The organism is Pseudoalteromonas sp. SG45-1, assembly GCF_014164135.1.
Taxonomy (GTDB): domain Bacteria; phylum Pseudomonadota; class Gammaproteobacteria; order Enterobacterales; family Alteromonadaceae; genus Pseudoalteromonas; species Pseudoalteromonas distincta.
The window spans coordinates 230,711-249,675 of sequence record NZ_JACJEP010000003.1; the positions used below are offsets into that span (position 1 = coordinate 230,711).

Below are 18,965 nucleotides of genomic sequence, written 5' to 3' on the forward strand. Positions count from 1 at the left end.
CACCTACAATAAACATCAAGCATTTAGGTACGAATTCACTTCGCGCTTGAGTAATATTTAAGCTGTACCACCGACCGTTAACTGATCAATCTTAAGGCTTGGTTGGCCTACGCCTACCGGTACGCTTTGACCATCTTTACCACAAACACCAACACCTTTATCAAGTGCTAAGTCGTTACCAACCATAGATATTTGCTGCATTACTTCTGGTCCATTACCAATAAGCGTTGCGCCTTTAATTGGTTGGGTAATTTTACCATTTTCGATTAAATACGCTTCTGATGCACTAAATACAAACTTACCTGAGGTTATATCAACTTGTCCGCCGCCAAAGTTAGGCGCGAATACCCCTTTTTTAACTGAGCTGATAATATCGGCTTGGCTGTGCTCACCACCTAACATGTAGGTGTTAGTCATGCGAGGCATTGGTAAATGCGCATAAGACTCACGACGTGCGTTACCGGTAGGATTTACACCCATTAAACGCGCGTTTAGCTTATCTTGCATATAGCCTTTTAAAATACCGTTTTCGATAAGTACGTTGTAAGCGGCTGGTGTGCCTTCATCATCAACATTAAGTGACCCTCGGCGATCGGCCATGGTGCCATCATCAACAACAGTACACAGCTCAGATGCTACTTTTTGGCCTACTTTACCACTAAACGCAGACGCGCCTTTGCGGTTAAAGTCGCCTTCAAGTCCATGCCCTACTGCTTCATGTAAAAGCACGCCAGGCCAACCATTACCAAGTACAACTTCCATCGTGCCTGCAGGTGCATCAATAGCTTCAAGGTTTACTTTAGCTTGGCGTACAGCTTCTTCAGCAAATTCCATCCAACGTGGTTTACCATCAACAAGCTCTTTAAAGTAACCATAATCTAAACGTGCACCACCACCTGCGCCACCGCGTTCACGGCGACCATTTTTTTCAAGCAGTACTGAGCAGTTTAAGCGAATAAGCGGGCGAATATCGGTGGCAAACGTACCATCACTTGCTGCGATTAATACTTCTTCGTATACCGCTGACATTGAGCTAATTACTTGCTCTGCATCGGGTGCTAGTTCACGAATATAGTTTTCAAGTTCGCGTAATAAACTTACCTTGTCGGTATCGCTCATACTCGAAATTGGCTGATGCGGTGCAAACTGCTCTTTAGCTTTAACATCACTAAATACTTTAATCGCTCTATCTTCGCCAGCATCTGCGATGCTACGAGCCGCTGTAGCCGCCTTATTAAGTGCTTCAAGATTTATTGCATCAGAGTAAGAAAAACCTGTTTTTTCGCCGCTTACAGCACGTACACCAACGCCACGTTCAACGTTATAAGAGCCTTCTTTAACTAAGCCGTCTTCAAGCACCCATGATTCGTGGTGGCTTGATTGAAAATATAAATCGGCGTAATCCACTTTATGCTGATGTATGTAAGCGAGCGTTTTTTCGAGCTCTTCTCTATTTAGCTGGCTGTCTTGGAGTAAATGCTGTTCAACCGAATTCATAATAAATGCTCTCTAAATCGTTGATGAGACTGCACGGGCATATCTCGTCTAATTTTTTGTAACTGGTCTAAATCTGCGTTGCAGCTTATAAAACCGGTGCCTGTTGGCAATTCACTCAGGGTATTGCCCCAAGGCGAAATAATAATACTGTGGCCATATGTTTGTCGGCCATTTTCATGTGTACCGTACTGAGCTGCTGCAACTACATAACATTGTGTTTCTATTGCGCGAGCTGCTAATAGCGGTTGCCAATGCGCTTGCCCTGTAGGGACTGTAAATGCACTGGGTACTAAAATAATATTGGCGCCTTGGCGTACTAGTTCGTTAAATAAGCCACTAAAGCGCAGATCATAACATACTGTTAAGCCAATTTTACCAAAGGGAGAATCAACAACCACTACATCGCGACCTGCTTGGGTAAAATCTGACTCTCGATAGCTACCTGTTTTATCATCTACGGTTACATCAAATAAATGTATTTTGTTATACGTTGCAACCAGCTCGCCTTGATTATTATATAAGTGCGATGCTGCGTAATACTTATGTTCGTTAAATGGCTCAGGCATTGTGCCTGCATTTAACCAAATATTATGGTGTTGGCACAATCCACTAAGTTGTAATTTGTATTGCTCAACTTGCTTAGCAACACGTAACGTATCGTTACCAGTTTTACTAAACACTAAAAAAGCCTCAGGCAAGCAAACAAGTAATGGCCTTGTTGCTGGCAGAGTTTTAAGTGCGCGCTTTAAGCTTGTTATGTTCTCATCAGGGCTTAGCCCTGAACACATTTGTAGGGCAACTATTGTGGGTGTGCTTATGCTTGCTGTTTTGTTCATTGCGTTACTGTTACTTGTGCATCTTTAAGTTTTAAATCGACTGATGCTTGTGGCTGATTTTGCGCAGCTTGGGGTAGTGTAACTTCACGACTTTTTCTGTCGAGTTCTTGAACAATAGGATCGTTCATTTTACCCGTTACTTTAAAATTGATCTCTGAGATGACGCGCGCAGAATGAATAACTTTATCAAGTGCTAAAGCAGCAAGCCCTGTTACTGGATTAACCATCCACGCAACTATAACCGGAATGCTTGAGGTTACTTGTGGCGCTACAGCAAGGTCGTAATCTATATCTAGCGTATTTAAGTTTGCGTAGCCTTTAATAGTTAAATCGGCAGGCACACCGTCCATTTTAGTATCTTTAGTGTAAGCGATACCGTTTTCTAACTGCATAGAGCCTTGCATGCTGTTATAAAAAAAGCCCTTTGAAAAAACATCTCTAAAATCAAGTTTCAGTTTGCGTACGAGTGAATCAAGGCTCAGCAGCGAAAATACGCGTGCACCACCATCACTGATTTCAGTTAAGTGACCTTCCCCTAAATCCCAAGTAACTTCACCACTTAAAGTTTTCACATCAAAATCATAAGGTGCAGCTTGCCAAGTAAGATCATAATTTAGATCAGCTTTAGAATCCTTAATTGCAGAGGTAATATCAAACTCGCCAAACAATGCGCCTATATCATCACTTTTAAGCTCACCACTTAGCGTTGTTAAACCACTTTGCCACTGCCCTTTAGTGCGCAGTACATGATCTCCTTTATCGATTACAAGTTCTGATATCGATAAGCGCTCGCCATCACCTAATAATGACGCACTCACTTTATCAAGCTGATAGCGATCAATTTTGCAGTCACTACATTCAAACTCAATGGCAGGTATTTTAGTAAGCCAGCTCAAGTCTTCCTCAGGAAGTACATCTGTTATTTCAATTAATTGCTCGCTAGGCTGTGCAAAATTAAGCCTTAAGTAATCGGCATTAATTCGTATAGGCTGGCTAGGTTGTGATGTAGGAATAAAAACCCCAGCTCTAAGTTCTTTAGCATTTAGCTTTAGGTATAAATCGTCTTTTGATGGTGCTAAACGCATTTCAAAATCATTAAAGATGATGTTACTCGCATCAAGCATACCTATATTTGCGACCACCTCATTAAGCGGTGGCATAATCCCTTTTGATTCTTTATCTGGGTTTGATTTACCTGCTTTAATTATTTGATCAATCAGATCAAACCAAGGCACTAATTCACTCTGCTCAAGATTTATATTTACGCTTAAGTCTTTTTGGTTTAATCCTAAATCTTGTTTTCCGAGCACAAAATGGACATTACTAAACTGTGATTTTCCGTTTTCTAAAATAGCATTAAAGTAAAACTGTTGATTAGCATTTGCTGTAATGAGATTAGAAATATCATCACCTTGAACTATTGCATCAAGCGCCCACGCTTGTTCGCTATTTTTATTATAAGGTGCGGGTAAGTTACTCGTTAAGCCAAGTAGTTCTGAGTTTACCTGTGCACGGTAATTAAAGCCTTGTTCGGTAAAATTAAGTACTAAACCAATATCAACATCGCTCTGCCCACTTAAATAATTTTTTAATATACCTTGCCCACTATCAATTAGTGTATCGGCGTCAATTTTGGCGTTTATATCTATGTTTGCTTGGTAATTTTTAGCATCACTTTTACTGCTGTAATTAATAGTTAGCGGCATGCCCAGCCACTTCGCAGTCGCATTTTTAAGTGTGATGTTGTCGTTTTTAAAATTAAGCTCGCCAGTTAAGTTTTTAAGCTCAATACCTGGCGTTGCTATAAATACTGGTAAGTCATTTAAATTAACTTTGCCGCTAACACTGGCTCCGCCTTTAAACTTAGAGCCTACTAAAAGCTCAATACTGGCATCGGCTTCGCCTTTGCCCTGTACAACTTTAAAAATTTCAGCAAGAGGTTTGGCAATAGGTGTCGCTGCAAAAAAATCATGTAACTTTTCCATCTCTGCTTTTTTATCAATTTGCACAATAAGTTCATCAGCATTCATTAAATCTGCAATGCTCACCTGTACACTATTACCAATATCTAAATTAACCAACTTGCCTTGCTGGCTATATATGTCCATCCGCTCATTAGCAAAATGTAGCTGTACATTAGCATTAGTGACCGCTGGCCAATCAGGGTCAAACTCATAGGTTGCATTATCTATTTGTGCTAATACATCAAACTGACCACTACCATCAATAAATGGGAAACCAGACAAAGGCCCTGCAAATAAGACCTGTGCTTTAGATACTTCTCCGCCTTTAATTGCACCATTTAAATAGCTAACAAGTTCAGGGCTCATCGCTTTTAATGGGAAGTAATGATCTGCAATATTGGCATCTGGAGCGAACGCTTCTGCGTAAAGATCTAATCGAGGATCATCTGTTAGACTAATTTGTAATTCTGCAGCAAGAGTAACTTCATCATTATCAAACCAGATATTGTCACTACTTATATGCCAGCCATCATCTCGCTTAGCTAAATCTAGCTCTACATTTAGCTGATTATAATTTATGTCGTTACTAAAGCTTTCGCCTGTAACTAATGTGCCACTTTCACCAAATAAATTTATTCGACCACTACTTTGATTAAGTAAACCACTTACTCTAAGTCCTTGTGCTGCTGGTACCGACCTTAATTCTTGCCAACCAATATTGTCAGCCTCAAACCATAATTGCCATTGCTGTGCATTAGAAAAATTTAAATAAGCTTGATCTATTTGCCCGCTAGGTTGGCGCTCTAAAAATGGTTCAAGTGCATTAAAATTACTTAGCCCTGCGAGGTTACTCAGTAATTCAAAATCAACTTGATGGAGCCACACTTTATTTTGCAGCCCTAGTTGGGCTTCAAACTCTAAACTTGGCCATGCTTTATCGTTACTATTAAATGTTAAACCGGTGCTTTTTAAGTGCCAGCTATTTTGTTCTGGATATAGATGGAATCCACCTTCACTCAAACTAACTTGGTGGCTTTGCTCTTCTCGCTGCCAGCGTACAAAGCTTGGTAACCACTGCATTTTCACATCGCTTACAAAACCTTTATCTAGTTTTAGCCATGCTTGTAAATTAATATCACTATGTAGTTGTTGTTTTTGCGTATTTATATATTGCGCTAACCAGTTAGATACATCGACCTTATTGGCCTGCACATAGATGTCACCCGCAACCTGCTCTAGAGTATCCCCGGTAAGTGCTATGCGCGCGTCAAAGTCTCCGACCGAAATACCCGGCAGTGCTAAGCTTCCACTACCAAGATGCTGCTCATCTTCATTTTGCCAAACAATGTTTTGAAGAAGTAATTTACGTTCTTTACCGTCTTCTAAAATAAAGTTAATACTGGAATTTTCTATTGCAAAATGACCCGTTTTACCCAAAAACAGTTCTTCAATTAGCTCTTTTTGCTCAAAAGAAACTTCGTCGTTATCACCGGTTTTAAATAAGTTGGTGATATTTACACTGGTATGAAAACCATTAATAACAAAATAATTAGATCTAAGTTGCAGTGCTTTTAAGCTTTCCCATAGGTTTAGCTCTAAGCTGGTTTTAGCAATGGTGAGTGATATTGGCGCGGTTTCGTTATCTTTAAACGATAAATTTTCTAGCACTAATGCAGGACCACTGCCCTGCCAACTAGCTGATATTTCGCCAATAGATAAGCTTATTTCAAACTTTTCGTGTAAATAGCTTTCTATGTCACCTTTATATTCGTTTGCATACGGGAGGGTATATTTTAAAATTGAAACAATAACGGCCAGTAATACCAAAATTATGGCGCAGGTCTGCCATAACTTTCTAAAACAAAAAAAACAGACCGCTTTTGCTTTCATTACATCATTACCACATCAAACTGTTCTTGGCTGTATAAGCTCTCGGTTTGAATATTGACTTGCTTACCAATAAATAGTTCAAGCTCAGCAAGGTTATGATACTCATCGTTTAGTAGGGCCTCACTTACAGCCGGCGCTGCATACACCATAAACTTGTCTGCTGCGTATGCTCGGTTAACACGCACTATTTCACGTAGTATTTCGTAGCAAACCGTTTCAACTGTTTTTTGTGAACCACGACCGGAGCATGCAGGGCATACATCACATAAAATATGTTCTAAGCTTTCGCGTGTACGTTTACGCGTCATTTCAACAAGGCCAAGCGCTGAAAGCCCATTAATATTCGTTTTAGTGCGATCTTTTGCAAGGGCTGATTCAAGTGAATGAAGCACCCGTCGCTTATGATCCTCACTTACCATATCGATAAAGTCGATAATGATAATACCGCCTAAGTTACGCAGCCTGAGCTGGCGGGCAATTGCAGAGGTTGCTTCTACGTTGGTATTAAAAATGGTTTCTTCTAAATTACGATGTCCTACAAATGCACCAGTATTAACATCAACAGTCGTCATTGCTTCTGTTTGGTCAATAATTATATAACCACCCGATTTTAGCGTAACTTTACGATGTAGTGCTTTTTGAATTTCGTTTTCAACATCAAACAAATCAAATATAGGTCGCTCGCCTGGGTAGTATTCAAGCACTTGAGAAAGCTGTGGAACAAACTCTTCAGTAAATAACTTTAGTTCTTCATAGCTGAGTTTAGAGTCAACGCGAATGCGCTCCATATCTTCGCCTACATAGTCACGCAGGGTTCTAAAGGCAAGCGTTAAATCTTCGTGTAGGATACTGGCTTTACTCGTTTTTCTACGACGTGATGTTATTTTTTTCCATAATTTTCTTAAAAAGCCGGCATCGTGTCGTAATTCAGCTTCGCTAGCACCTTCAGCTGCTGTACGTACGATAAAGCTGCCATTTTCATCGCCATATTCTGCGACTATTTTTTTAAGACGTGAGCGCTCTTCTTCAGTTTCTATACGCTGACTAACCCCTACATGGGTCGCATCAGGCATAAACACTAAATAGCGAGAAGGGATAGTTATATCAGTGGTGAGCCTTGCGCCTTTAGTGCCTAGCGGATCTTTTACCACTTGCACCATAATGTATTGGCCTTGACGAACTAACTCTCTAATATCTTGTACTTTTTTTATTGGTACGTCGTCTACGCCTTCAACAATAGAGGCACTATTTACAATATCGGATGCATGCAAAAATGCTGCTTTTTCAAGGCCGATATCGACAAAAGCAGCCTGCATACCCGGAAGTACACGGCTTATTTTTCCTAAGTAAATATTGCCTACAATACCTAGATTACCGATTCGCTCTAGCTGTATTTCTTGCAGTACACCGTTTTCTATTAGGGCAACACGGCTTTCGCTCGGTGTGACATTGATCAGTAATTCTGTACTCATGTTACCTTCTTAAGAATGTTTTTAATAATTGTTCGGTTTCATATAAAGGTAAGCCTACAACAGAAAAATAGCTACCCGCAATGTGAGTTACAAAGCGGCCGCCTAAACCTTGGATACCGTAGCCACCGGCTTTATCTTGTGGCTCACCTGACTCCCAATAAGCATTAATTTCTTCATCTGTTAAGGTTTTAAAAGTAACATCTGTGCTTACAACACAGCTAAGCACATCATTTTGCGTTGCAAATGCAACTGCGGTAAGAACTTGATGCGTGTTACCCGATAGGCGTTTTAACGTGTGTGTAAAATCATTCTTATCGCGAGGTTTACCCAATGACTCGTTATCTATAACAACCACGGTATCACTACCAAGTACAGGGCGATCGGTATATCCAAGCTCTACACCGCTTTGGGCTTTCAAGCGCGCTAAACGTTCAACAAGTGCTCTAGGTTGCTCGTTTGGAAGTGGGCTTTCATCTGCATCAACACTAAATTGTGTAAATTCGACACCTAATTGGCTTAATAACTCTTTACGACGGGGAGAGGCTGATGCCAAATATACTGCGGTAGTCATTACCTGATCCTAAAATGTCTGCGATATTTACGAAGTAGTAAAAAGACCCAAAACCAGCTAACCATTCCGGTTGCTACTGGCCATAAGTACTGTGGATTAAAATAAACCCCTAACAAAAAGTGATTTAGCCAAAACTGCATTAAGTGATACAGCGTTAAAAATAAACCAATTAGTAGGCTTTGTTGCCAAAGCGAAAAGTTACGAATTTTTTGAAAGTTGCTCGCGGTTACAAAAATACATACCGAGAATGTAAGCGAGTTCACGCCCAGCGGTGAGCCAGACGCTAAATCTATTAATAAACCAACGACCCAAGCAGTACCAATATTTAAACGATGCGGTACTGCTAGCGACCAATACATAAGTACAAGTAAAACCCAGTCAGGTCTAAATGGTTCAAACGAAAATGGAAGTGGCATCAGTGCCATTATTAACGCAAAAAAGATGCTTAGCGCAATTAACAATGAATAACGGTTAATCATCGCTGATTTGCTCCTGTTGATTACGCCATAAAATAACCAGCAAACGAATGCGATCTAGTTGCGCAATAGGTTCTGCAAAAACTTGTGCAAACGGTCGCCCTTCATCACGATTTATTTCAGTTACTACTGCCACCGGGTATCCTTCAGGGAATGTGCCCCCTAAACCCGATGTAACAAGTACATCGCCAATTCGCACATCTAAACTGTGTGGAACGTGAGAGAGCTTAACGACGTTAATTTTACCTATGCCTTCAACAACCGTTCGTACATCGTTACGAAGTATACGCACAGGTGTGGCATGTGTGGTGTCGGTCATTAGTAGCACGCGTGAAGTTGTTGAACCAACCTTTGTAAGCTGCCCTACTACACCCATTTCATCAATTACAGCTTGGCCTTCACTAAGCCCGTCAGTTGTACCACGGTTAATAACAACCTGATGACTATACGGGTTTGAATGTACAGAAAGTACCTGAGCAATAATTTTACGATTTGATTGCTTTGCAGATGAGCCTAATAAGGCGCGCAGTTTTTGATTTTCTCTGGCTAGAAATTGATACTGCTGAAGTTGCTCGCTTTGTAGCATTTGCTTTTTTTTCAGCGCTTCGTTTTCAGTAAGAAGTTGATCCCGCGTATGCAGGCTTTTAGCACTTAAGCTAAATAATTCGTAGGGTAAATTAGCAACATAGATTAGTGGGCTAACTAGAGTATTAAGGCTGGTACGAACAACGGTACCACCTTGCGTATATCTGTCTCCAACTATGAGTACGATACTCAAAAGCACTGCGACAAAAAGTCGCAGTTGCAAAGAGACTGTGCGTCCAAACATTAATTTCATTAGTCGTAACTAAAAACGTCACCACCATGAACATCGATCATTTCTAATGCTTTACCACCACCACGCGCAACACACGTAAGTGGATCATCAGCTACAACAACCGGAATACCCGTTTCTTCCATTAATAAACGGTCTAAATCTTTTAACAATGCACCACCGCCAGTAAGTACCATGCCGTGCGCAGAGATATCTGATGCCAGCTCAGGTGGTGATTGCTCAAGTGCAACCATTACTGCACTCACAATACCCATTAACGGCTCTTGTAGAGCTTCTAGGATTTCGTGTGAGTTAAGCGTGAATGAACGCGGAACACCTTCGGCAAGGTTACGACCGCGCACTTCAATTTCGATTGGCTCATCAGTTTTGAACGCAGAGCCAATTTGATGCTTAATATTTTCAGCTGTCGCTTCACCAATTAAGCTACCAAAGTTACGACGTACATAATTAATAATAGCTTCGTCAAACTTATCGCCACCAATACGAACAGATGATGAGTAAACAACACCGTTAAGTGAAATAATAGCCACTTCAGTTGTACCACCACCAATATCAACAACCATAGAACCTGTTGCTTCTGATACTGGTAAACCTGCGCCAATAGCTGCTGCCATTGGTTCTTCAATTAAGTAAACTTCACGAGCACCGGCACCCATTGCAGATTCACGTATTGCACGTTTTTCTACTTGAGTAGCACCACACGGTACACAAATTAGTACACGCGGACTTGGGCGCATAAAGTTATTGTTATGCACTTGCTTAATGAAGTGTTGTAACATTTTTTCAGTTACATAAAAATCAGCAATTACACCGTCTTTCATTGGACGGATTGCTTTAATATTTCCCGGTGTACGGCCTAGCATTTGTTTTGCTTCTGTACCTACAGATGCAACACTTTTAGGTCCACCAGCGCGTTCTTGGCGAATAGCAACAACAGAAGGTTCGTTTAATACAATACCTTCTTCTTTTACATAAATTAGGGTATTGGCTGTACCCAAGTCGATCGATAGATCGTTAGAAAAAATACCACGGAGTTTTTTAAACATGAGGCTGGATGACCTTTGAAATACGTTCTTATATTAGCTGCCTCACTTTAACATGCTCAACTATATGAGCAATATAAAGCGCAGCGCCTTTGTGAATTTGTGAAAAAAGGAAGCAAAGCTTCCTTAATTGAGTTTATCGTTCGCGAACTAAGCGAAAACCAATGTAGTTAGATCTAAAATCAGGCGCTAAAATTAAACGCGTAGATGCACGAGCAAGGCTTGGTGCAAAATTCCACGCTCCGCCTCTTACTGCTACATCAGACTCACCTGATTCTTTATCGGTCCATTCCCATACATTGCCTACGGTATCGTATAATCCAAATGCATTTGGAGAAAAAGAACCTACTGGTGATGCACGTCTATTTGACCATTCACTACCACACCAACCACAGTTAGCTAGGTTTTTACCAATTTCGTTACCCCAAGGGTATTCTGTTTCGGTTCCTGCACGTGCTGCGTATTCCCACTCAACTTCGTTAGGTAAACGAAATTGCTGCCCTGTTTGACCCGATAACCACTCAGCGTAAGCTTTTGCATCGTTATAAGTTAAACATACAGCAGGAAAGTCACTGCCTTGCTCAAAACCAGGATTACGCCAATTTAAATTTGCTTCCCATACTGGTTCGCCATTTAAATAATACGCACACCCTTTATTTTTTTCCGCTTGAGTTTTATAACCTGTATTTGCTACAAATTTTTCGTAGGCACCTACGGTTACTTCTTTACTTTGCATAGCGAAAGAATTTGCTATTACTTTTTCAATTACTGGACGTTCATTAGCTAAACCATTGCCATTGATATCGCCCATTTTAAATTTGCCTGCAGGAATAACGACAACCGGCGTTTCAACGTTTGCATTTAATACATTAACGTTTTCACTAACCTGGCGTGTTGTTACTTCTGGTTGCTCTCGAGTATAGGTCGGTGCAGCAATCGACTTAGGCTTTTTTACCAAATTTGCATTAATTGTTTGTGCTTTATTTAAATCAACACGAACTTGATAAGGCTTATAGCCAAGTTTACGTATTTCAATGTTGTGAATACCCGGCGGTAAACGTGTGATCAAGCGTGTTGAGCCAAAGCTTACACCATCGATAAACACTTCATCGTCGTATACGTTTGATCGTAATGTCAGCTCTATTGATTGATCCTTCTTCTTATTAAGGATAGAAGGGTAATCTTTTTTCACCGATGCAGGTTTAACTGAATAATCACGTACTGGCTGCTTTTCTAAACGAGAAACCGACACCGTGTTGCTATTATCCGCGCTATTACTGAATGTTAACTGACTATCAGTAAATGTATTGTTATACGCGGGTTGATAAGCAGCAGTAAGTGGCGTGCCGTACTCAGAACAATAACGGTTATCAATGCTTAATAAGCTACATAAACGGCTACTGTTTACTTCGCCGCGCATGGTTACGCTTAAGTTAACGTTGTAGTTACCTTGGCCGCTAAATGCACTGTTAACTACATGGCTACTTAATATTTGTACTTGAGCGCCCGCCAAATTACGTTTTGGCTCAACAATGCGCTCTTCTGTTAAGTTTGCAAATATTTGATCTACAAAGCGTTTAGTTGCTTTTTGTAGCCCCATTTGCTGACCGCGTTGCTCACACGCTGCTAGCGTTTCTGTTCGCTTACAGTTAATCGTATGGTTAACTTCAAGCGTGCCTTCACGTGTAAACTCGTTACGTAAACGCTCTACTCTGGCTGTAGTTAACTGCTCTTTTAAACTTTCTAAAGTATTTAAAAGCGTATGCTTAGCAACACGAATTTGCTCTATATCTTTACGGTGGGATGCAATTGCCGCCAACTGCATAGAAATATCATCTTTATTTTGCTTATGATCAATCACCGCTTTTTGATAGCGTGATTGAGCCGCACTAATATTAATAGTGGGATCGTCAATTAAACGACGGTACATTTCGTTCATCGCATCGAGCGCTTGGTTTTTTTCTTTATCTAGCTCTGTAGAACGAGAACGAAGTAGCTCTAGTTGATTTTGTAACTGACTTTCTTCTTTAAGATGTTTTTCAAGTATTCTTGTCGAGTTATCGTATTCTGTCTGTTTAACACTAATCTCTGACTCAATTCCAGTTACTGTAGCTGTGTCTTGTGCAAATGCACTACTAGCTAACAAACTAGCTGAAATTAACAGAGATAAAGGAGTAATTCGCATATATTCCAGTCCCAAAAAGCGGCAATTATTTGGTCGTTATTATTTTTTATAATTAAAGCCTTATGCTATGTACTTGCAGCACAAAACACAAGCTTTGTTCAATTATTATCTTAGTTTACAACTATTCGCGTGTTTCACGCCAGTAAATAACCCGATCATTTCCTCGAAAGCGTCCAAATTGTAAAATAGTACGAGGATCAAGCTGTGTTTCATCCCCCTGCCAATCCCACTTTAACCAATCATAAGTATTATATTCTAAGGTAAATTCACCCAAACCATTTGGCTGTGCATAAATACCATTGTTTGCCGGATACACTCCCGCCTCTAACTGGCCAGATACACCCGTTCCATATTCATAGGCTAACTGCGGGCTGTTAGGTGATATTTGAGTGATTTGGGTATGATCAAATACACTACAGTTATCTTCTGCGTTATTTACAAATCCATTGCCGTTGTAATACTGAGCCTGCATAGGAATAAGTAAAGGGTCGAGATCGGAGCCTGCGTTATTACCAAGGACTAAGCGTCCAAATTTAAACTCTATTGGTAATGTATTTAGTCTTACGCTATTACAGCCACCCGAGCATGCTGCTTGTGTATTAGGTTTATCATTTGCATCAATGAGCGTTGCTCCTTCTATGTTAGAAAGCGTTGCCATTAAACTCACCATAGCAAACGGTCCATCTGCTTGCCCTACACCTAATCTTTCGAGTGTCGTGTTAAGTTGGCTCATTTGCCACTGGCCGTCACTTATATCTCCCCAGTTATTATTTCCTAGGTTTACTAATCGGCTAGCAAAATTAGTTGCGGGTACATAGTTAGCTACTTCATTATTTTCGGCATTAATGGCTACACTGGACTTATCAAAGCCCTCTTTATAATTAGCCATTAGCTCACCATTTTGATTTAGCGCTTGTACTGTAAAGCCAAGTTCAAAAGGTTGATCAAGGTAAGTTAAATTACTGCCGTATTGCGTGCATTGTGCGGCAGCTTGAACCCCCACTACCTGAAACTGCGAAGGTGCAAAACGACCAATATTATATAATTCACCTTTTACATCTCCCTCGCCAAAGTAATCTGCATCTTGCAGACCTGCTGTTAAATCAATGATGCCAACTTGGTCGTAATTATACTGCGATATAGATTCACTCAAACTGCCTGTGTCACTAAAGGCAACAGTGCTCATCGCTTCAAGCGTACCTTGAACGCCTGGCGTAGGCGCTTTAAGTAATGCCTCTACAAGTGGTTGCTCTGTAATAAAGTGCTTGGCAATGGTGTTATTTGTTATATTGCTGTAGTTATCTGGGTAACCATCGTTGTTAGTGTCTTGCCCTGTTTGCCATTGCACCGCATTCATCTTTAAATCAAATGCTTCGCCAGTTAATCTAAATAAACTCCCATTGGCATCTGCTGCATAGCCATCACTTGCAACTTCCATCGCTAATCCAAATGGCTTTACAACATACTCATTTGAACTACCCGTTAAATTTACTGATAAATTAGTGACTGGGTCTAAAATTAAATTGGTGTTTACATTTAAACTCAACTTTCCTGCATCGGGATAATTTATAACAATCGGTGCTTTAGACTCACTATCAAAGTTTAGCGTGAACGATTTAGCTGCTTGCTCGACCGCAAAGGTATTATTGTTGTTACTAAGTGAAACCGTATCAGAACAACTTGCACCAGCACTGCATGTATACGATAAATCTAAGCTTACATCACCACCAGCGGGAAATGCAGCTTCGCATACGCCCGTGGTGGTATTTGTTTTTACCGCTTGAATAGATAGCGCTTTTGCATTAAATCCAGTATTTGAAGGCTTTGCTGATAACTGAGTAGGAATTGTAGTATTTCCATCTGTATCATTATTAAAAATAAATCCAGCATCAGAAAACGTAACTTTACAGCCACTCAAACCAACATTATTACCACCGATATAACAACGAAGAGGTGCAGAAGGATCAGCAGTGTTATATCCAAATGTAACGCTACCAGTTGTACGTTTAGCAAACTCAACAGTTGTTGAGCCTGTAAAATTAATATTCTCCCCTGTCACCCAACTTTGCTGACCACTATTATCTGGAGAAAGGTTTAAACTAGAGGGTTCCGCAAATAATAAGTCGCAGGCATCATTAGCGCAGGCTGTTAGTGTCATTTCTTTAGCTTCACACGTTAGAGCATTGTTATCGCTTATTGTTAAACGATAATGATCCAGTGTTTCTGGTGTATAAATACCACAAAAACCAGGGATACTTTCGGGTACTGGTAGAGCGTCAAACGTTGAGCTCCCTTCGGTAATAATTTGAGTAGCCGATGTAATTGATCCCTGATACGTCACATTTTGAGCGATTCTTACCTCACCAGTGGCAACAATATAGCCCGCAATATTTGCATCGGCTGCAATAGCAACCGCACCATCAACATAAATAGCTAAATACGCGCCGGTTTCGACCACTATACTTGTTTTACCTATATTCAAAAATGAAGTTGATAATAGTGAGGTTGTGTCTTTTAAAAATATACGTGTAGGCGCTGTTACTCTGTACTCTGTTTCCAGCATACTTAACTGCAACTCATCGTAATAATAGTCGCCAGCTAAAGAAGTAGGTACGGGCCCTGTTGAGCTACCATCATTTGTAACCGTTGGCACCTGCGCCGCTTGATTCGGTTCTAAAGAGTTATAACCACCAGCAACACACGCCTGACCATTACACAAAGGAGGGCTCGTCAGCGCTGTAGAAATTAAATTTGTGGTGGTGACAAACTGCGCATTACCATCGGTTATTTCTACCCCCTGCACCAGCTGTACTTCACCGTTGTTATAAGTAGAAATAGCGCCTGGGAATAACGTATCACAATCTAAAATATCACCATTAAATACAAAGGTACTGGTCATGGCGAGTATTGATGCTTCCTCGTTTACGTGACGGCGCTCGTTATCGCCATCACGGTCTTCGTCAACAACAAGCCCTAGCCTGTCAGTTCTTAGGTTACAGCTGCGTAGCCACCCGCCATCATCTTCTTGGCGTGAGTTTTTACTTGCAACCACCAAAGGAGCCACACTAAAGTTATTAGTAAAACTAAAGTAATTACAGCCATCGCTCCAACCGTCAATTTCAAAGCCTGTGAAAAAAGTTTCCCACGATACCTCAACGCCATTATCGTCAGTAAATGTGCGGTTACTTCCTGGCTCCACTGCCATGTAAGCAACAGTTTCGTTTTTTATGATCCCAAGTGCTGTTTCAGATGCCTCTAAAGCAATATTAACGCCGCTGGCAGATAGAGAATTACTTTCTACTGCAACTGTTAAAAACGGAATTAATGCCTCAGAAGGTGGATTGCTGTCTATGCTATTGAGTGTTTGTAACGAATGGAAAAAGTTTGGCCTTTGAGTAAACGGTTCAGCAAATGTTAAAGACTTATAGCCTTTAGGTGTCAGTGGAGCAAAGCCAGACTTAGAGCCATACTGTAATTCGAGTAATAAGTCTGTACTGCCCACTTCCATAATTGTGCCGTCTGGAAATTGATGCACACCATACTCAACAGCTAAATAGTGCGCCCCCATACTAATATGTCCACCATCCTCTCCTGAAGGTTCAAGCGGTAAGGCCTCAAAGCTAGTTGTGGTTATATTACGTATTCTTATTATTGCAGGGTTTCCACCTTGGTTTGTTGAGAGCATAAATACAGCAGGAGGCGTTATATATTGCTGTTGAAAATTTACTTTTGTCCAAACAGGCGATGTGTATGTATCTTGCAGCTCTATATAACGGCCCTCGATTTTTGGAGGCACTGCATTTGCGTGATTACAAAGTAACACGCAGCTAAAAAATATAATGACTAATGCACTTTTTATCATGGTAAAGTTTTAGCCTCCACACTGAGTGTTCTTTGTGTTTCCCAATAATCCTTTCTGCAATCATTTCCTGCAGGGCAATCAATTGCGGCGCACGTTGCACTACTTTGTAAGTAATAAATATTAACAAGCCCGTTTTTTGTGCTGGTGTCGGGTAGGTCTATATATTCATCGCAACTCACCAGCACGTTACAGTTAGCTAAATATGCAGTTTGAAAGGTTAAATTAGTTGTAACTGATGCACAGCTTTGCACTGAGCTATTTATTGGAAAGAGTTGTGTTAAGCCACTTTCTAATCCACTTTGCGCCGCCATAAAAGCGCGAGCGCCGTAATACTCAATGGTATTTTGTTGAGATGCACCAGAAAGCACTTTAACTAATGCTAATCCTAGTGCTAATAAAGCAACAATAATAACCAAAGAAACAATTATTAAGTTCCCTTTTTGTTTACTGGGTAAGGCTTTTCCGTGATGATTTTTTTTAAGGTACATTAGGAATATGCACCTCATGGTTAAAATTCATTACTTCAGTATCGTTAAATTGCATTTGCGCATTCACATTAAGCACAGCGTTTCTTTGTAGGGAGAGCGCATCAAGAGTAAAAAATAAATCGCTCGCTAAATTATTGGCAATGTAAATACCTAATAAATCACGTTTAACACCACTGCTTATTTGTAAGCTCACGGCATCTAATTGATTAACAATAAAACCGTAATTGGTATATCTATATAAATACTGCCCTTCAACGCAAAAACTTACAGGTTGAGAGAGTAAATAAAGGCGTTTACTCGGCGACTCTTGGGCAAATGCTTTACTAAATTGCCACTCATCAATTTCGCTCGCTGAACTATTAAATGCTGATACTTGCAAGCGCTTACTATTATTTTCATCATATATATCAGCACTGCTTAATGGGTAAATAGTTGCCCAATCTCCAGCTTGCGGCTGCGTTAAATTATTAAGTTCAAAATCAACAGCGCTAACATTAAAAGGCGCTACGGTAGGTAGGTAATTTGTATAGTGAGTCGCCGATAAAAACGGCGTAAATTCTAAGCACTGCTGAGCACTGCACGCTCCGCTAGTGCTGTTATCGCAAGAAAGCCTTAACGAATTTGGCGTAGCGTGGCGAAGCTCTTTACTAAGTCGCGTTATTAAAAAGCGGGCCTGAGCTACTGCTTCTTGGCGCTCAACCCCTTGTGAGTAAATACTGACTCCAGCACCAATAAATGAAAATGCACTTACGGCTAAAATACCAATAATAACCATGACAAGTAATAGTTCTATAAGGGTAAATGCATTTTGGTATTTAGCTCTTTGCATTAGTAATTCCCTTTATATGCACTAAATCCGTAAACTTCGCCTAAGGGTGATGTTACTTCAATAGTAATACGCTTAAAGGTTGTGCCATCGTTGGTGGTCGATTCGTTAAAGTCGCTATCGTACTCAACAGTAACAACTAAATTAAAGTCGCTGTACTCCCTTAACACCTCACCTAAGCTATTAGTAATAGGCTGGTTAGACAGTGCAATATAGTCATCTACATCGTTATAACTGGTTCTGGTTTCTGAGTTATCTACTCCGAAGTCAGCAGGTGCGGTACAAGCCTCAGCACCTATAGATATTTCGCCACACCGCTTAAAAGGAGAGCTTCTGTCGCTGTGTTCATCAAATGATTTACTTTGAATCTCGTTCATTAGTGATTGACCAAATTCAGAGGCCCTTAAAGCAATAATTGGCTCTGCACTTTTTTTTGCTTGCGGGGCAATGAGCGCGGTAATAATGCTCAATGCAATCGCAAACATAACTATGCCAATAATAAGCTCAATTAAGGTAAAACCTTTTACTTTAAGGGCACGCATATATAAGCCCTTCACCACTTATGCATACGCCAGCTAATCCAACATCGATTCGACATTGCGTAGTGCAGGTTTGATTTGATTTGCCTAAAGCATCAAAACTAATTTGGGTGAATATATTCGCGTTACTATCTAAAGCACTAAATGTTATATCACTTCTTTGTGTGTCTATTTGCACCACTAAATGATCGGTGTTGTTGGTATCAACGCCACCGTTACATGTATCAGGTGCGGGGGGAGCAATAAGTGTGGAGGTAATATAAAGGGTATGACAACTTGAAATGGCTGTATTTTGCATTGCACGTAGCTGCACTGTTCTCAGTGCATTTAAAGTACGATCTCTATACGAATAGGCGTCTTCTGTTGAGCTGCCCAGAAATTTGGGAACTGCCGTTACCGACAGTATTCCCAATATCACTAGAGTAATAATTAACTCAATGAGTGTGAAGCCACGCAATCGTTGCTTACTACTGCTTATCAT

The 18,965-nt window shown here is 40.5% G+C and carries 14 protein-coding genes; all 14 read right to left on the reverse strand.

What is annotated here, in order from left to right; translation table 11 throughout:
- Nucleotides 1–57: 57 nt before the first annotated feature.
- The 14 genes from tldD to H5117_RS04850 all read right to left on the reverse strand — a co-directional run bounded on the left by tldD (nucleotide 58) and on the right by H5117_RS04850 (nucleotide 18,965).
- Nucleotides 58–1,497, reverse strand: coding sequence for a metalloprotease TldD (gene tldD / locus H5117_RS04785; RefSeq protein WP_039485728.1), 1,440 nt, complete (start codon nucleotides 1,495–1,497; stop codon nucleotides 58–60).
- The gene (locus H5117_RS04790) at nucleotides 1,494–2,333 is read right to left on the reverse strand and encodes a carbon-nitrogen hydrolase family protein (RefSeq protein ID WP_182716455.1); all 840 of its coding nucleotides are present in this window, start codon (nucleotides 2,331–2,333) and stop codon (nucleotides 1,494–1,496) included. Before H5117_RS04790 ends, tldD begins: the two co-directional genes overlap by 4 nt.
- Nucleotides 2,330–6,187, reverse strand: a complete 3,858-nt coding sequence (locus tag H5117_RS04795) for a YhdP family protein (protein WP_182736308.1) — start codon at nucleotides 6,185–6,187, stop codon at nucleotides 2,330–2,332. Before H5117_RS04795 ends, H5117_RS04790 begins: the two co-directional genes overlap by 4 nt.
- Complete coding sequence (rng, locus tag H5117_RS04800) at nucleotides 6,187–7,659, reverse strand: ribonuclease G (protein WP_182736309.1); 1,473 nt, start codon at nucleotides 7,657–7,659, stop codon at nucleotides 6,187–6,189. The genes H5117_RS04795 and rng overlap by 1 nt, the downstream gene beginning before the upstream one ends.
- Before the next feature lies 1 nt (nucleotide 7,660).
- Nucleotides 7,661–8,230, reverse strand: coding sequence for a nucleoside triphosphate pyrophosphatase (locus tag H5117_RS04805; RefSeq protein WP_002958404.1), 570 nt, complete (start codon nucleotides 8,228–8,230; stop codon nucleotides 7,661–7,663).
- The gene (gene mreD / locus H5117_RS04810; RefSeq protein ID WP_002958403.1) at nucleotides 8,230–8,709 is read right to left on the reverse strand and encodes a rod shape-determining protein MreD; all 480 of its coding nucleotides are present in this window, start codon (nucleotides 8,707–8,709) and stop codon (nucleotides 8,230–8,232) included. Before mreD ends, H5117_RS04805 begins: the two co-directional genes overlap by 1 nt.
- Nucleotides 8,702–9,544, reverse strand: a complete 843-nt coding sequence (gene mreC / locus H5117_RS04815; protein WP_173400216.1) for a rod shape-determining protein MreC — start codon at nucleotides 9,542–9,544, stop codon at nucleotides 8,702–8,704. Before mreC ends, mreD begins: the two co-directional genes overlap by 8 nt.
- Nucleotides 9,544–10,587, reverse strand: a complete 1,044-nt coding sequence (locus tag H5117_RS04820; RefSeq protein ID WP_002958401.1) for a rod shape-determining protein — start codon at nucleotides 10,585–10,587, stop codon at nucleotides 9,544–9,546. The genes mreC and H5117_RS04820 overlap by 1 nt, the downstream gene beginning before the upstream one ends.
- 133 nt (nucleotides 10,588–10,720) lie before the next feature.
- A complete protein-coding gene (locus tag H5117_RS04825; RefSeq protein WP_024605452.1) occupies nucleotides 10,721–12,769 on the reverse strand; it encodes a formylglycine-generating enzyme family protein in 2,049 nt (682 codons plus the stop codon).
- A 121-nt stretch (nucleotides 12,770–12,890) separates the two neighbouring features.
- Nucleotides 12,891–16,631 carry an H-type lectin domain-containing protein gene (locus H5117_RS04830; RefSeq protein WP_182736310.1) on the reverse strand — a complete coding sequence of 1,247 codons (3,741 nt, stop codon included), beginning with the start codon at nucleotides 16,629–16,631 and terminating at the stop codon, nucleotides 12,891–12,893.
- Nucleotides 16,628–17,119, reverse strand: coding sequence for an agglutinin biogenesis protein MshP (locus tag H5117_RS04835; RefSeq protein WP_182736313.1), 492 nt, complete (start codon nucleotides 17,117–17,119; stop codon nucleotides 16,628–16,630). The genes H5117_RS04830 and H5117_RS04835 overlap by 4 nt, the downstream gene beginning before the upstream one ends.
- Entirely contained in the window at nucleotides 17,109–17,948 is an 840-nt protein-coding gene (locus H5117_RS04840; RefSeq protein WP_121953561.1) for a type II secretion system protein J, read from the reverse strand. The genes H5117_RS04835 and H5117_RS04840 overlap by 11 nt, the downstream gene beginning before the upstream one ends.
- Entirely contained in the window at nucleotides 17,948–18,487 is a 540-nt protein-coding gene (locus tag H5117_RS04845; protein ID WP_182736316.1) for a prepilin-type N-terminal cleavage/methylation domain-containing protein, read from the reverse strand. The genes H5117_RS04840 and H5117_RS04845 overlap by 1 nt, the downstream gene beginning before the upstream one ends.
- On the reverse strand, nucleotides 18,474–18,965 hold the full coding sequence (locus tag H5117_RS04850; RefSeq protein ID WP_182694811.1) for a type II secretion system protein: 492 nt from the start codon (nucleotides 18,963–18,965) through the stop codon (nucleotides 18,474–18,476). The genes H5117_RS04845 and H5117_RS04850 overlap by 14 nt, the downstream gene beginning before the upstream one ends.

Coding starts and splice junctions, on each gene's coding strand:
- mreD (WP_002958403.1), bottom strand. CDS start 8,709: ATGATTAACCGTTATTCATTGTTAATTGCGCTAAGCATCTTTTTTGCG.
- rng (WP_182736309.1), bottom strand. CDS start 7,659: ATGAGTACAGAATTACTGATCAATGTCACACCGAGCGAAAGCCGTGTT.
- H5117_RS04830 (WP_182736310.1), bottom strand. CDS start 16,631: ATGATAAAAAGTGCATTAGTCATTATATTTTTTAGCTGCGTGTTACTT.
- H5117_RS04825 (WP_024605452.1), bottom strand. CDS start 12,769: ATGCGAATTACTCCTTTATCTCTGTTAATTTCAGCTAGTTTGTTAGCT.
- H5117_RS04835 (WP_182736313.1), bottom strand. CDS start 17,119: ATGTACCTTAAAAAAAATCATCACGGAAAAGCCTTACCCAGTAAACAA.
- tldD (WP_039485728.1), bottom strand. CDS start 1,497: ATGAATTCGGTTGAACAGCATTTACTCCAAGACAGCCAGCTAAATAGA.
- H5117_RS04840 (WP_121953561.1), bottom strand. CDS start 17,948: ATGCAAAGAGCTAAATACCAAAATGCATTTACCCTTATAGAACTATTA.
- H5117_RS04820 (WP_002958401.1), bottom strand. CDS start 10,587: ATGTTTAAAAAACTCCGTGGTATTTTTTCTAACGATCTATCGATCGAC.
- H5117_RS04805 (WP_002958404.1), bottom strand. CDS start 8,230: ATGACTACCGCAGTATATTTGGCATCAGCCTCTCCCCGTCGTAAAGAG.
- mreC (WP_173400216.1), bottom strand. CDS start 9,544: ATGAAATTAATGTTTGGACGCACAGTCTCTTTGCAACTGCGACTTTTT.
- H5117_RS04790 (WP_182716455.1), bottom strand. CDS start 2,333: ATGAACAAAACAGCAAGCATAAGCACACCCACAATAGTTGCCCTACAA.
- H5117_RS04795 (WP_182736308.1), bottom strand. CDS start 6,187: ATGAAAGCAAAAGCGGTCTGTTTTTTTTGTTTTAGAAAGTTATGGCAG.
- H5117_RS04850 (WP_182694811.1), bottom strand. CDS start 18,965: ATGATAAGCAGTAGTAAGCAACGATTGCGTGGCTTCACACTCATTGAG.
- H5117_RS04845 (WP_182736316.1), bottom strand. CDS start 18,487: ATGCGTGCCCTTAAAGTAAAAGGTTTTACCTTAATTGAGCTTATTATT.